This window comes from Citrobacter sp. Cpo069 (assembly GCF_030332785.1).
GTDB classification, from domain to species: Bacteria; Pseudomonadota; Gammaproteobacteria; order Enterobacterales; family Enterobacteriaceae; genus Citrobacter; species Citrobacter portucalensis.
Genome location: NZ_JAOWHD010000051.1, coordinates 1 through 12,809 on the forward strand (window position 1 = coordinate 1; position 12,809 = coordinate 12,809).

Sequence of the window (12,809 nt, forward strand, 5' to 3'; positions counted from 1 at the left end):
TCTTCCGGCGCACCACCCCATATCTTCCGCCACCTGCCTCCCTCTTCATCCGCGTATTCCGACCGCGTTTCTCCCCACGTCTCCACATCCTGACGCCAGTGCAGTTTCCCGTCCTCATCCGTCAGCGCCTGCGGCATACCGTTATGGCTGCAGCGGTAGTAGTCCACACGCTGTTTGTCGCCGGTGCCGTAAACCCTCGCCAGCGGCGTGTAACTCCCCGCCCCTTCGTACACGTACACCAGCGACTGTCCGTTGCGGGTCTCCGCCAGTAGCCGGAACCCTTCCCACACAAAGGTCGTCACCTCCTGCGTCCCGGTGACACGCCCGTCATCCGGCGCAGATACCGTCACCTCGCTGCGCTTTTCTGTTCGCCGCCCAAACGGGTCGTGGGTAAAAATCACCCGGTGTCGCGTATTTCCGGCCCCGGTTGCGTCCGGCATGTCCAGCACCGCTTCCGTCATCCGGTGTTCACTGTCATAACCGTAGCGCCACAGGCCACCCGGGCCCGGTTTCTGCACCATCCGGCCGTAAACATCATACCTGCACGCACCATTACCGCACTGCGTCTGCCGGTTATGTGTCAGCGACTGCCCTGCCTGCGGGGCAGTCAGCAGGTTACCTGCCGCATCGTACGTATGATGCGTCACCCCACGAAAACTGGTGTCGTGGCGACAGACGTGGTCACCGTCATCGTAATGGTAGCCCTGATAGCGGTAGTCGCTGATTTGCGTTTCACTCAGCAGGTTGTGGCGGCTGTCGTACTGCCAGTGCCACGCCTCCACCGGCCGCATCCCGTTCTCTTTGCGGTAGATTTCCCGGCGCGCCTGCCGCCCCAGTCGGTCATAACGCGTGCGTGTCGTCAGGCCGCCCTGCGTTCGACTGATTTCCCGGTGCAGGTTGTCACGGGTAAATTCCGTAATCAGCCGCTCATCCAGACTGATACTCAGCGCATGACCGCTGCCGTAATACAGCGTCTTCAGGCTGCGACCATCCGGCAGCTGAACGGATGTCCGGTTACCCAGTTCATCCAGGCTGTAGCTCACCCGGCCAGAGTCGTTCTCCTCCGCCGTCAGCCGGCCGAGCCGGTCATGCTCCAGCAGCACGCGCTGTGCAGGACTCTCTGCTCCCGGCGGATAAAACAGCGCCGCCTGCAGAGTCCCTCCCGTCGTGTACCGGTAGACCGTGTGCCCGTCCGGCGTTTGCTTATCGGTCACTTCCCCGGCTGCGTTATACTGCCAGCGGTGCGTCAGCGCATCCGGCGTGCCGGCCGCCCAGGTTTTACTGACCACCCGGTCACAGACATCGTATTCGTAGCGGGTGATAACACCATCCAGACCCCGCTCTTCCGTCAGATGCCCATTTATGCCGTGGATAAACCGGTACAGCTCACCACTTTCGTTATACAAACGCGTCAGCCGGTTGCGCGCGTCATATTCACGCCGCACGGTATGGCCCAGCGGGTCAGTCACCACGCTCACCCGCCCACAGGCATCATACTGCCAGCGCACCGGATTATTGTGTCCCACCCGGTAGCTTTCCGGCAGCCCCTGTGCCGTCCAGGACAGGCTGGCCGTCCAGTCCTCCGCACCGGAAACCATTTTTAGCCTGCCTGCCGGGCTGTAAACATAGCGGGTACTCTCCCCGGCCGCATCCACCTCCTCGGCCAGCCTGTAAGCCGCATCGTACCGGTACTGCGTTGTTTTCCCGGAACAGTCCTGAACGCTGATAAGCTGCCCACGCTCATTACAGCTAAAGCGTTGTACGCCGCCCTTTTCATCTGTGAATTCGACGACCTGGCCCCATTCATCACGACGGTAATAACAGCACAGCCCGAGTGCATTGATTTCTGCACGCAGACCAAAGTTCGCATCATAAAAATACTGGTGTACGCTTCCCTCCGGCCCGCAGGCCTGAACAGGCAGCGCCCGGTCTTCAAGCCAGCGTGTACAAACGGCCCGGCCCAGCGGGTCGGTCTCCAGAATCATGTTTCCCGCATTATCATAGTGATATGCTCTGCTGGCACCCAACGGGTCGACGGTACGCGAAAGCTGCCCGTCCTCGTTCCACTCATAGCCCCATACCTGCCCGGATTCATCGGTGTACTTCTCCACCAGATAGCGACGATCCCATTCATGCCGGTGCGTTTCGCCACCGCCATGGGTGACGATGGTCACGCCCTGTGTCAGGTCATAACCAATCGTGGCGCTGTCACCTCCGCTGGACTCATAGGCCACCACCCGCCAGCCGTCGCTGAACTTTTTCCACTGATAGCGGTGACGGGCCCCGCCGGGCATCCGGTGCCCTGCCATCAGGGCGTCCGGGGTGTAATCAAATTCACGCAGGCAGACATCATCCGCATCGGTCACACGGTACAGTTCCCCCTGCGGGGTGTAGTCGTAGGACATCAGTAGCCGATGAACCGGCTCGCCACCGGGGGGGGCCGGGGTGAGCATGTGCTCAGTGATCCGGGTCGGACGCTGCGGGGAGTGTAAGTCCTGATAATGCAGCACCACCCGCAGGCTTTCCTGGGTATCGGTAATCGCCTGCAGGCGATCCTGTTCGTCATAATGGAGCCGCAAGCCATTGCCATAATTATCCGACAGCAGGTGCAGGCGCAGTTGCGAGGGCGCTGACGGGTGCGGAAGATAGAGCCGCCAGGTGGCGCCGTCCAGATCACCAATCACCACCATGCCCTGTTCGCTCTGCGCAAATAACAGTCCTTCATCGGGACTGAATCCTGCCTCACCCGGCGGGGGACAGACAAAACGGAGTTCGCGTCCCCCTTCATCATGGAAGCAGGCGTATTCCTCCTCCCTGACCACGCGGGTTTCAAATGCGGTGCGCCAGCCGCGACCAAAGAGCCCTTCATGCGGGTTACGGCTGTTGTAGATGCGCTGCCAGATGAGAGGGAAACGGGCCGGGAGCTCAAAATCACAGTCCTCTTCCCCGCTCAGAACCTTCGCGCCCGTCGCGGCATGTACCGGATTCCACAGTGCCCGCACAGATTCGCCAATCTTACTGGCAAGCATTGCCGCCGCCATCCCCATTATCATGCAGGGAAGCTGTTTCAGTAGCTTAGTGGGGCGGCACGTCAGGACGGAAAGCGCGAGCAGCGCGGTTTCCACGCCGGGTGATTTGCCGCTATGAATAGGGCGAACCACAACCGGTTTACCCCCGATGATGACGTTGGGAGAGACCACCGTGGAAACGGTGCCGCCGCAGGTTGTCCGGTCTCCGGTGCGGACGGCAGGCAGACCATTGATACTGACCTGAGAGGAGCCTTCGGCCATAAACTGTATCGGGTTCGGTGGGTGTTTTTCGCATAGCACCACATCATGCTCAGCTTCCACCACCCCGCCTGACGGCCCGGCCACGACAGGGTTAATCAACTCACCCAGCAGTTCGCTGCCATAGCTGAACAGTGCAGACACCCCGTTCAGCACTTTCATCCCTGTGGACATCCGGGCGTCCTCTTCTTCCCGCCGCGTCTTCTCTTCCGCCTCCATTTTTTCCCGCGTGGCGTTTTCGGCGGCGGTCATCAGACGCCCCGCAGCTCTGGCGGCAGGCAGACCATTGGTCTGCACATTTAAAGAACCTGTCGCAATTTTCCCCTGCGGTGACGGGGGGGAGATAAAGTTTGCCGCGCCCTGAGCAATATCGCCGACAACCTCAGAAGCACCCGATAACGAAACTGTCAGCCCTCCGACAATGCCCGCGGCTGTACAGGTTGTTGCGGCGACTGACGCTGCCGCAACCGTCGCAGCTGACACGCCTGCAGCAGTTGCCGCCGCGGCGGCAAGAGGGGCTGCAGCAGCAACCACGACGACCCCAACAGCAACGCAAATAGCCGCTTCAAAAGCTCCCTCCAGTATATCGGCCAGAATACTGGTATGAATGATGTCGTCGCCCAGACGGGCGGCGTTCGGATTGCTCATGGCAAAACGTCCTCTGTCTGATCTCAGTCCCTGTCCAGCGTATTTTTAACCTGCAGCCAGAACCGTTCGTCCTCTTCGCTAAAGGTATTCAGTGCGGTGCAGGTCAGCATCAGCAGCCGCCGTTCTGGCATCAGTACGGCCAGCTGGCGCTGGCAACAAAAATAAGGTTCACGAAGATATGTAGCCGTCGTTTCCCGGGCGGGACAGTCAGGCAATAAAGGCAACGTTAATGTGACGGGTGGCGTCTGTTGATAGTTATCGATCTGTGCAGCCACCTGTGCCCACTGGAATACCAGTTCGTCATCAAACGACCTGTCCCCGGCAATAACTGCGCGGGTGATCACCAGTGAGGTGTGGGTGCGGGTATTGCGAATAACCTGCATCGTGCAGTCAAGCCAGTCTTCTCCGGTCAGCGCCAGATGGCCTTCATTCATGCGGTAAATGGCGTTCATTTTCCGCCCCCCGTCTCTTCGGGGAATAATCCCTGTATAATGCTGGTTAAGTCTTTTTTATGGTTTTTACCGACAACGCCAATAGCCGGGGCGGGCTCTTCCGGATTCAGGCCCAGCATAGCTGTGCCTGTCGTAATGAGACTGTTACCCTCAGCCACGATGTTAAACGCCTTGCCCTTAAGGTTAATCACGCCCCCGGCATGCAACTCCAGTGCACTCTCCCCACATTCCAGCCGGATCATGGAACCTGAGCCGATGACCACATTTCCCGCGCTTTGCATTATCCTGTCGCCGCCGTTAAAACAGGTCACATCGGTTTTGACATTCACTTCCTGAAACTGCCGAATATTGAGCAGCTGGTGCCCGTCAATTTTGACATCTTCGTTGGCGGTCACGACTTTCAGCCGGTTATTGCCCACTACCAGACTCTGGTTACGAATGATCGCCGTACCCTGATCGTTGAGTACCGTCGTCTTCATGTCCTTCTGCGCATGCATCGACAACAGTTCCTGACCTGTTTTATCCTCGAACATCAGCTCGTTATACCCGCTACCTTTATAGGTTTTCGAGCGGATGGTCATCTGCGTCTTCGTCCCCGGCAGACCGCCCGGCGGCGGGTTATCCGCATGGTACGTCCGCCCCATGATGATTGGCTGGTCAGGGTCCCCGTTCAGGAAGTCCACTATCACCTCCTGTCCCACCCGCGGTATCGCCAGGTTGCCGAACCCCGGTCCCGCCCACGCCTGCACCACCCGTATCCAGCACGAGCTGTCCTGGTTCGCCGGGTTATACCGGTCCCAGTTAAACTTCACCCGCACCCGGCCATGTTCGTCACAGAAGATTTCCTCCCCCTCCGGGCCGGTAACAGTGGCTGACTGCGGGCCGTCCACTGACGGCTTTTCCATTGGCCGGGGCCGCCACGTCCTGTCCGCCGGTATCACCGTAAAATCATTCTCAAGGGTGGTCCCTGAACCGGAACGCCCCGCCACCGCCTGCGGCTGTTTCCCCTGCAAATCGCTGCTCACCACCTGCCATTCACGGTTCAGGCCCGCCTGCGGATGTTCCGTCAGCTGAATACGCCGCCCCGGCCATATTGCCGGAGAACGACTTTTTCCCTGCGCCTCTTCGGCATTATTGCGCCAGCCCTCCACCTGCCAGCGGGCGAAGTTCTGCCCGTGGTCGTCCTTGAAGCGCCCCGGATAATCAAACACTTCATACTGTGTACGCTGATAATCCTGGTTCTGCCCCTGCTGCTCAAAGCGGCCCGCCCAGCCGGGGCGTTTAAAGGTGTAGTCCTTGCCAATGACAGAAGAGGGGCGTATCTGTGCGCTGTGGCGGAACTGGCTGATGCACGGCGTGCTCACTTCGGTCCGGGTATTCGGGTTCCACGGGATGTCAAACACCTCCGGCAGAAAGCGCACCGTGTCACACAGCACCAGACTCTGGTCGTCGCTGTCAGGCGAGTGCTCTTCGTAGAAGAACAGTCCTTCCTCCGCCGCCATCCGCGCCAGAAAGTCATAATCCGTTTCACCGTACTGCACGCAGAATTCCCGCGCCGGATGCGCCTCACTGAACAGCGGACTCCAGTCCGTCACCCCGTTTTCCTGCAATATCGTCCCCAGAATGCTTTTAATGTCCTCATTCTGAAAAATACGGGAGTTCTGCCGCAGGGAGGCACGCCACACCGGTGGCCGGACAATCATGCTGTACAGCATCTGGTGTCCGTCGTTTTCACCCTGCTCAAACCAGGTCACAATACCGTTCACCCGGCGCTGTATCTCCGTGCCCTGCCAGATTTTAAGATGGGCTGTTTTTTCCAGAACCTGAGAGAAATCAATGCTGAGAAACTGCTGGCTGACCAGCGAAATATTGAGGGTGAACAACGAGGAAAGGGACTGCTCCAGGTGAAAGGATGTCACGGCCAGCGCATCCGGTGGCAGGCCGTCCACCTCCAGTGTGAAACGTAATCCTGTTGACATGAATAATCTCCTGAATTAACAGGGAAAAGAAACCACCAGCCGGACTGCGGCGAATGACAGTACAGTGTTACGCTTGCATTATTCAGGCACGCTACCGCCGAAGTTTCCGGCGTCCGCCATCTCCCGTAAAAAACGTAACCCCTTACTGACACTGCTTTTTTGTTTACGATCCCCAACAAAAACAGCACCCTGCCCGTAAGGGTGGGGTGCTGTGGATTCAGCCTTACGCTTCCAGCGGCGCGCGCCAGTCATCAGCACCAGAGGTGCCGGACTTGACGTGCTCCCACTCGATTTTGCGGTAGGCCAGTGAGACTTCGAGCAATTGCGTGAACTCGCGCTTCGCCGGGTCCTGGCAGTGCGGCATATGCAACTTCATATCCACAATCGTCGAGTCCGTCAGGCGGGTGGTGAAATAGTGCTCCTGTTTGCCTTCAACAGAGGTACGCCACCAGTGCAGTTCAGTTTTCGGCAGCATTTCGCCGGAGGCCAGCGCGTTGTACAGCAGTGGTACGGCTTTGTTCAGCGCTACAGTAAAAATGAACGGCTTGTGCGAACGCTGACCACTCGGCTGCCCGGACTGCGGATCGGTGGGTACAGTCACGTTGTGCTGGAATTCCTGTACCAGCATTTCATCCTCGTGCCCCTGCACGTAGATATTGCCGACAGAATCTGCGGTAAATGCACCAGCGGTAATATTCCCCTGGGTTTGCCCCGTAATTGAGATGTAACACGGTGTTGGCATTAATAAACTCCTTGTTAACGATTAACGACACTTACATACATCTGCCAAAAGATATCCGGCAGATAAAAACATGCTTAACACATAAAAAACTCTGTAGTTTAAACTCTCTTCACATGGCAGATTGAACCGTAAACCCAGAGGCTAAAAAGCATATTCCTGATGACTGAATTAAATATTCACACATCCATTATGGTGATACATCAATATTCATTTCTATAAAATAATGACAATATCATATTCATGAATAAATATTATATTCATCATTGCTCCATTACTTCAATCGGTAAAACCCATTCACCAACCAACCCGTAACATAAAGATAATTGCGGTATATGGATTCATGAAAAATATATTAACAACATATAAAACAAAATAAAAACTACATATAAATCATATAATTACATAAAAATAAAAATCACTGAAATTTCTTTTAATTTATTCTTAACGAAACCAATACAACCTGAACAATAACCACAACAGAAGGATACTCCTGTATTTCATTTAGAAAAAGTGCTTCTCAAAAAATTTTCTTCGCGTAATAATGATTGCCAGTTGTTTTTTATTGCACGGTATTTCATGGTCTGTACGGAGATGCAGAAAACATAACATAACCTGATGGATGATCTCTATGAGCAAAGATTATAACGGCAGTGTAGCCCCCAAAGAACGCATTAATATTTCTTACGTTCCAAAAACTGACGGCGAGCCTTCTGAGGTGGAATTACCCCTCAATATGTTGATAGTGGGAGATACGGGCAACGGCTGCAACAGCTTCCCGACACCTCGCCGCTGCAACTGCTGGAAACAGGTATGCAGATGATGCAAACCGCAGACAGTCGCTGGCCGGAGAGTTTGCAACAGCAGCAGGCAACAGCGCAGTGGAATGAAATCCTGAAAACCCGCGCGCAAAGCAGCCCGCAAATGCGTGGCTTGCAGCAGGCGCGGCAAAATCTGCGTGACTTTGCCGACCTGATGATGCAACGGGAGACAGAGAAACAGGGCTTTACCCTCTCCTATATCAAAACCGTCACCTGGCAGGCGGAACGACTGCTGAATCAGGAAACGCCGCTGGAATCCCTGCTGACACAGTACCAGGACGCCAGGGCACAGGGACGGAATACAGAAGCGCTGGAAAAACAAGTTAATGAACAGATGAATGGCGTATTAAGCCGCTGGCTGCTGCTGAAAAGCAATGTAGTGCCAGAGTCGGCAACTAATGCAAAATCAGGAAAATAATAGTTAACGCGAGGAGAACAACATGGCAAATTTAATTTATTTAACACTGAACGGTGAAAAGCAAGGATTGATTTCAGCAGGTTGCTGTTCACTTGATTCTATCGGTAATAAAGCTCAGTTACTGCATCTTGATCATATTATGGTATATGAACTGACGCATGGATTAAGTCGGGATCAAAATGTCAATCATCATTCAGTTACGATAAAAAAACCTGTCGATAAATCATCCCCTTTGCTGGGAAAAGCAATTAACGATAATGAAATATTGACTTGTACTTTTGATTTTTATCGGACAAATCGATTTGGCATTAATGAAAAATATTACAAACTGGAATTAAAAAAAGCCCGAATTAGTGATATTAATTTCTCGATTGCACATGTAATCATTGACAGCGAAGTACAACCTCAGGAAAGTATTTCTTTTATATATGAATCAATCAACTGGGAGCACTGCATTGCCGGGACCAGTGCATACAGTTTATGGGATGAGAGGGTGTTTTAGTAAAGATTTTACAAATGAATGGAGGGTTTCACATGGTAAAGCGCACTGCAGCGGCACACAAAGGCATCCCAAAAACAGAAAATCCGAGGAAAATTCCCCAGGTAAAAACCCGGACAACAGGAAAGGGTTCTGGACAACCCCCCAAAAAACTCAGCTCTCTTGATGAATGGAAGACTGGTCGGGAAAAAGCAATTGGGAATCCTGACTGGTATATTTATGATAATACAATCAGGAAACTTGTATCTGAGATTAATCAGCATTTATCAACATCTAAAAATATCGAAAAATATAAGCCACTGGACTGGAAATTGATTAAGGCAATGATATGGACTGAAACAGGTGCGACGGTAGCGGCGTGGAAAACAAGACCAATACAGATAGGAAACACAGGAGATGAGGGGATCAAAGAAGTGGCCATTCCTGCTCGCCCTAGAAAGTACAATATCATAATCCCGAAAACATGGAGTACTTATTTAATCAATAAGACAGATCTTATAAGGAGCAATCCAGAATATAATATCCGGGCTGGCATTGCTCTTTTAATGATAAAAATGTCAGAAACAGAAAAAGATAAAACTGTATATGATGATGAAAATGAATATACTTATGAAGTCGTTACTGGCGATCGTGGTTATAGCTCCATAGCCAAGAAAATAGGCACAACACAGGGTGTGCTTACTACAATGAATGGAGTTAAAGTCATTCACCCAAGGAATAAACTTAAATATAAAAAAGCGCATCTAGAACAGTATATACCAGGATGGTTTTTATTTACACCTGAAAACATTCAAAAACAATATAATATAGACCCAGCAAAAGCACAACCTGGTCATAGAGGGGATCACACCTATGCGGATAAAATCAGATTCACATACGATCTCATTGTTGCAGATGAGATAAAATAACGCTTCCAAGGAATAACCAATGAACATAAAAAAAAATCTATTTCTTTTTTTTATATGTGGTGCAGCCAATGCGCATAACATCGATCCTGCTAAATGTAATAATGAAATACAACAGGGTGACGTCTACTGGTGCCTTATGGACAAATACCAGCAAAGTGTTATCGCTTTAAAAAAAGAAGAAATTAATGCACAAAAAAGGCTGGAAAAATCCGATAATAATGAAGGAAAGAAAAGAGGCCTTAATGAAGATGGGACCCTTGCATACGATTCTAACATTCACCTTGCAAGAATAACCTTCCCCGAATTTCATCGTTATTTTATCCTTTACAGGGAAAAACAATGCGGCTATTCATCACTTAGTATTGGAGCTCTTTCCGGTTATAGGGTTCCAATATCTTCATTATATTGCAAAACTGCGATGAATATTTCACAAATAAAATGGCTTAACGATTATATATAGAGATCATTATGCGCAAGGGATTCCTTATTATAATTAATTTCATTATGGTGCTTTTTCACTGCAACTATTTATTTGCAGAAAATGTTAACCATATCGTTATTTATGATATGCCGCAAGACTTGCGGGATTTTTTTGAAACCGCTGATTCCTGTGAAGGATGGATAAGAGATTTTGATGTTCGCCAAGAAAAATTGACTTATCAGTTTGTAGAGGATTCGATTAAAAGAGACTGCTCAAACATTGAAAATAAATTACTCTCGATGAAAATAAAATACAAAAATAATAAAGATTATTCCGCAAGACTAACGGTCTATGATGACACCATCATAATATATGACGAAAATAAAAAGTCGCGGATAAAAAATAAAAATAATGAGTGATTTTATGATTAGCACTTTAGCATTTACACAATAATTTAGTGAGAGAAGTAGTAACCAAACTCACATCATCTGGTTGTGTTTAAACCAGCAGGTTAACCCTGCAATTCGATAAGGGTTCGTTTTGTGGTGGTCTGTCCGGTGGTCTTGGCAAACTAAAAAATAGCATTCTTATTGAAAACAGTTCATTAGCCCAAAGAACTACACCGAGTCCGGCACCACTATTTAAAGAACCCGCCCGAAAGGCGGGTTCTTGCTTTCGAGTATTTCGAAAATTATTCCCATCAAATAACCCCGTGATGGCAACATCACCATCACAGGGGTTGCGCGGTTATTCCTTCACCACAATCAGCGGTTCAATATCGCTCTCTTTTTTAATCACCAGCGACTCGTCACCACGCAGGCAGGTACCGCCATAGTTACCACCTACGGTAAAGGTACAAACCTGGATATATTTACCGGCAACTTTTGGCAGACACCAAAGCTGCTGATAAATGTTCTTCTGCTCGGCAAACTTACCGCTGGTTTTATCCAGTAGCTCTTCCTGATGACTCACCAGATCGATGTTGCTGCCACAACGTCCTGCAATAGGTTTCACCGCATAACCGGTTTGCGCCAGCTCTTCATTAACAGTGAAATCCGTATCAAGCAGATAACGGTGGTGCGGGAACAGTTGCCAGAGGATCGGCAGAATCGCTTTGTTGCCAGGGATCACCGTCCACAGAGGTTCGAAGACCAGCACTTCCGGGCGCAGCAACACATCGATTAAGCGCACTTCCTGATTCGTATGCCCGGTACGAATTGGCACCGCGGCGTACTCCGTTTCGCTGACCTCGCGCACCTGCTCAATTGCGGTTTCCCACGCCCAGGTCTTCCAGACGCAGTTCACCAGACGGCCGTCCCCGTCAATCAATTGACCGGCGTCATCCCAGCGCAGTTCATCCAGACCTCGCAGAATTTTGCTGTCAAACCCGGCCTGACGCAGCGCCTGCTGCATAAACTGCGCGTGATAGTTTTCCTCGATATCCTTATCCTGCATGATGTGGACAAACGGACGTGCGCGGCTGTGCTTCCAGGCCCCTGCCAGTTCGTTGATCAACCCTTCAGCCGGGTTGTGTCCCTGCCCTATGTAGCCCCGTTCGGCCCATCTTTCGAGGATCAAACCGGCTTCGGTATGGCACGATGCGGAATCGGCGTTGTACTCATACACCTTCAGTCCACGTTCATCCATACAGAAATCCATACGCCCCGTAATCATATGATGCCGACGACGCTGCCAGGAAAGGCGCAGGCGCGGCCAGAGGATTTTCGGGATATCAAACAGCGCCAGCAGGTTGTCGTCTTTCAGCACCTTATCGGTCGCATGCAGATACATCAGGTGCAGCTCGTTGGTGGCTTTAATCAGCTCCTGCTCGGCGCTCTCGGTAATGGTGAAATATTGATGCGGGTCCTGATTAATCACATGGCCGTTCGCCAGCACGTAGGCTTTTTGCAGCGGGTCCTGCTCATTCAGCCATTTATCATCAAATTGCCCGTTATCTTCCAGTCGCGCGCCGCCAATTTTCAGCGAGTCATTGGCGATCTCCGGCTGCGGTAGGCTGAAACGGGTATCATCGGTCTGGATCATCCAACCAAGAATAGTCGTATCGTCAAAGGTATCACGCAGGGTGTAACAACCGTTCTCAACCACCATCTCCAGTTCGCGAGTCCACTGCTGTCCGGGAGGCAGCGGCGTATGGAGCACGTTCTGTTCGGCAATACGGATTTTGTTTTCCAGCAACTGGGTGACGACCGCCACATGCCCGGTATCTTTAAATTCACCGCCTTTTTGCCAGATAAGCAGAGCCCCTGCTACCGGCGCGCGGGGCGAACCATTCGGAAATGCCTGTAACGGTAGGATGTTGTCATTCACTACTTCGCGCAGGAAGCGTAAGGAGAAGATCTCCCAGGCCATACCCACATCGGTGAAGACCATGCCATAGTTAAGGAAGAGAAAGCGGCGTGCGAACTCTACGCACTGCCATTTGTGGCCCATGTATTCATCGTCGATATAGCTGCGAAATGCTGCATCATCGTCGTAGTCCCGTGGGTCGAGGGAGCTGTAATCTGAAGAGTAGATTGCTACGCCACCTGGGGCATAGCCCAATAATGTCCCGAATGGGGCATCCTGACTGGTCGTTCCTTTGCTCATGCACCTTACCTCAAAACAATACAGCCTGAG

General features: G+C 51.7%; 9 protein-coding genes and 2 pseudogenes. 6 read left to right on the forward strand and 5 right to left on the reverse strand.

Annotated elements, in window-relative coordinates; all coding sequences use genetic code 11:
- The 4 genes from OGY08_RS12800 to OGY08_RS12815 form a co-directional block, all read right to left on the reverse strand.
- Positions 1-3,935, reverse strand: a 3,935-nt coding sequence (locus tag OGY08_RS12800; protein WP_286565670.1) for a DUF6531 domain-containing protein, incomplete at its 3' end; no start/stop codon positions are given.
- Positions 3,936-3,958: 23 nt separating this feature from the next.
- On the reverse strand, positions 3,959-4,387 hold the full coding sequence (locus OGY08_RS12805; protein WP_008784877.1) for a DcrB-related protein: 429 nt from the start codon (positions 4,385-4,387) through the stop codon (positions 3,959-3,961).
- Positions 4,384-6,366 (reverse strand): type VI secretion system Vgr family protein, encoded by a 1,983-nt coding sequence (locus tag OGY08_RS12810; protein ID WP_286565895.1) that lies wholly within the window; start codon positions 6,364-6,366, stop codon positions 4,384-4,386. The genes OGY08_RS12805 and OGY08_RS12810 overlap by 4 nt, the downstream gene beginning before the upstream one ends.
- Before the next feature lie 223 nt (positions 6,367-6,589).
- On the reverse strand, positions 6,590-7,108 hold the full coding sequence (locus OGY08_RS12815) for an Hcp family type VI secretion system effector (protein WP_032944948.1): 519 nt from the start codon (positions 7,106-7,108) through the stop codon (positions 6,590-6,592).
- Positions 7,109-7,736: 628 nt separating this feature from the next.
- On the opposite strand from OGY08_RS12815, the pseudogene OGY08_RS12820 reads away from it, so the two are divergent.
- The 6 genes and pseudogenes from OGY08_RS12820 to OGY08_RS12845 all read left to right on the forward strand — a co-directional run.
- Positions 7,737-7,868, forward strand: a pseudogene (locus tag OGY08_RS12820) (type VI secretion system contractile sheath small subunit); the annotation flags it as partial.
- Positions 7,859-8,379: pseudogene (locus tag OGY08_RS12825) on the forward strand (VasL domain-containing protein); the annotation flags it as partial. The pseudogenes OGY08_RS12820 and OGY08_RS12825, both read left to right, overlap by 10 nt.
- Entirely contained in the window at positions 8,367-8,846 is a 480-nt protein-coding gene (locus tag OGY08_RS12830) for an Hcp family type VI secretion system effector (RefSeq protein ID WP_125362904.1), read from the forward strand. The pseudogene OGY08_RS12825 and the gene OGY08_RS12830, both read left to right, overlap by 13 nt.
- Positions 8,847-8,878: 32 nt before the next feature.
- Positions 8,879-9,751 carry a LysM peptidoglycan-binding domain-containing protein gene (locus tag OGY08_RS12835; protein ID WP_125362903.1) on the forward strand — a complete coding sequence of 291 codons (873 nt, stop codon included), beginning with the start codon at positions 8,879-8,881 and terminating at the stop codon, positions 9,749-9,751.
- A gap of 19 nt (positions 9,752-9,770) precedes the next feature.
- Positions 9,771-10,211, forward strand: a complete 441-nt coding sequence (locus tag OGY08_RS12840; protein WP_125362902.1) for a hypothetical protein — start codon at positions 9,771-9,773, stop codon at positions 10,209-10,211.
- 8 nt (positions 10,212-10,219) lie between these two features.
- Positions 10,220-10,591, forward strand: a complete 372-nt coding sequence (locus OGY08_RS12845) for a hypothetical protein (protein WP_286565896.1) — start codon at positions 10,220-10,222, stop codon at positions 10,589-10,591.
- A gap of 328 nt (positions 10,592-10,919) precedes the next feature.
- Here OGY08_RS12845 and gss read toward each other — a convergent pair whose 3' ends face one another.
- Positions 10,920-12,779: a bifunctional glutathionylspermidine amidase/synthase gene (gene gss / locus OGY08_RS12850; RefSeq protein WP_125362900.1), complete on the reverse strand. Its 1,860-nt coding sequence runs from the start codon at positions 12,777-12,779 to the stop codon at positions 10,920-10,922.
- Between the last annotated feature and the right edge of the window lie 30 nt (positions 12,780-12,809).

What these genes read in the sequence shown, in the direction of transcription:
- OGY08_RS12805 (WP_008784877.1), bottom strand. Translation starts at nt 4,387, where the DNA reads ATGAACGCCATTTACCGCATGAATGAAGGCCATCTGGCGCTGACCGGA.
- OGY08_RS12810 (WP_286565895.1), bottom strand. Translation starts at nt 6,366, where the DNA reads ATGTCAACAGGATTACGTTTCACACTGGAGGTGGACGGCCTGCCACCG.
- OGY08_RS12815 (WP_032944948.1), bottom strand. Translation starts at nt 7,108, where the DNA reads ATGCCAACACCGTGTTACATCTCAATTACGGGGCAAACCCAGGGGAAT.
- OGY08_RS12830 (WP_125362904.1), top strand. Translation starts at nt 8,367, where the DNA reads ATGGCAAATTTAATTTATTTAACACTGAACGGTGAAAAGCAAGGATTG.
- OGY08_RS12835 (WP_125362903.1), top strand. Translation starts at nt 8,879, where the DNA reads ATGGTAAAGCGCACTGCAGCGGCACACAAAGGCATCCCAAAAACAGAA.
- OGY08_RS12840 (WP_125362902.1), top strand. Translation starts at nt 9,771, where the DNA reads ATGAACATAAAAAAAAATCTATTTCTTTTTTTTATATGTGGTGCAGCC.
- OGY08_RS12845 (WP_286565896.1), top strand. Translation starts at nt 10,220, where the DNA reads ATGCGCAAGGGATTCCTTATTATAATTAATTTCATTATGGTGCTTTTT.
- gss (WP_125362900.1), bottom strand. Translation starts at nt 12,779, where the DNA reads ATGAGCAAAGGAACGACCAGTCAGGATGCCCCATTCGGGACATTATTG.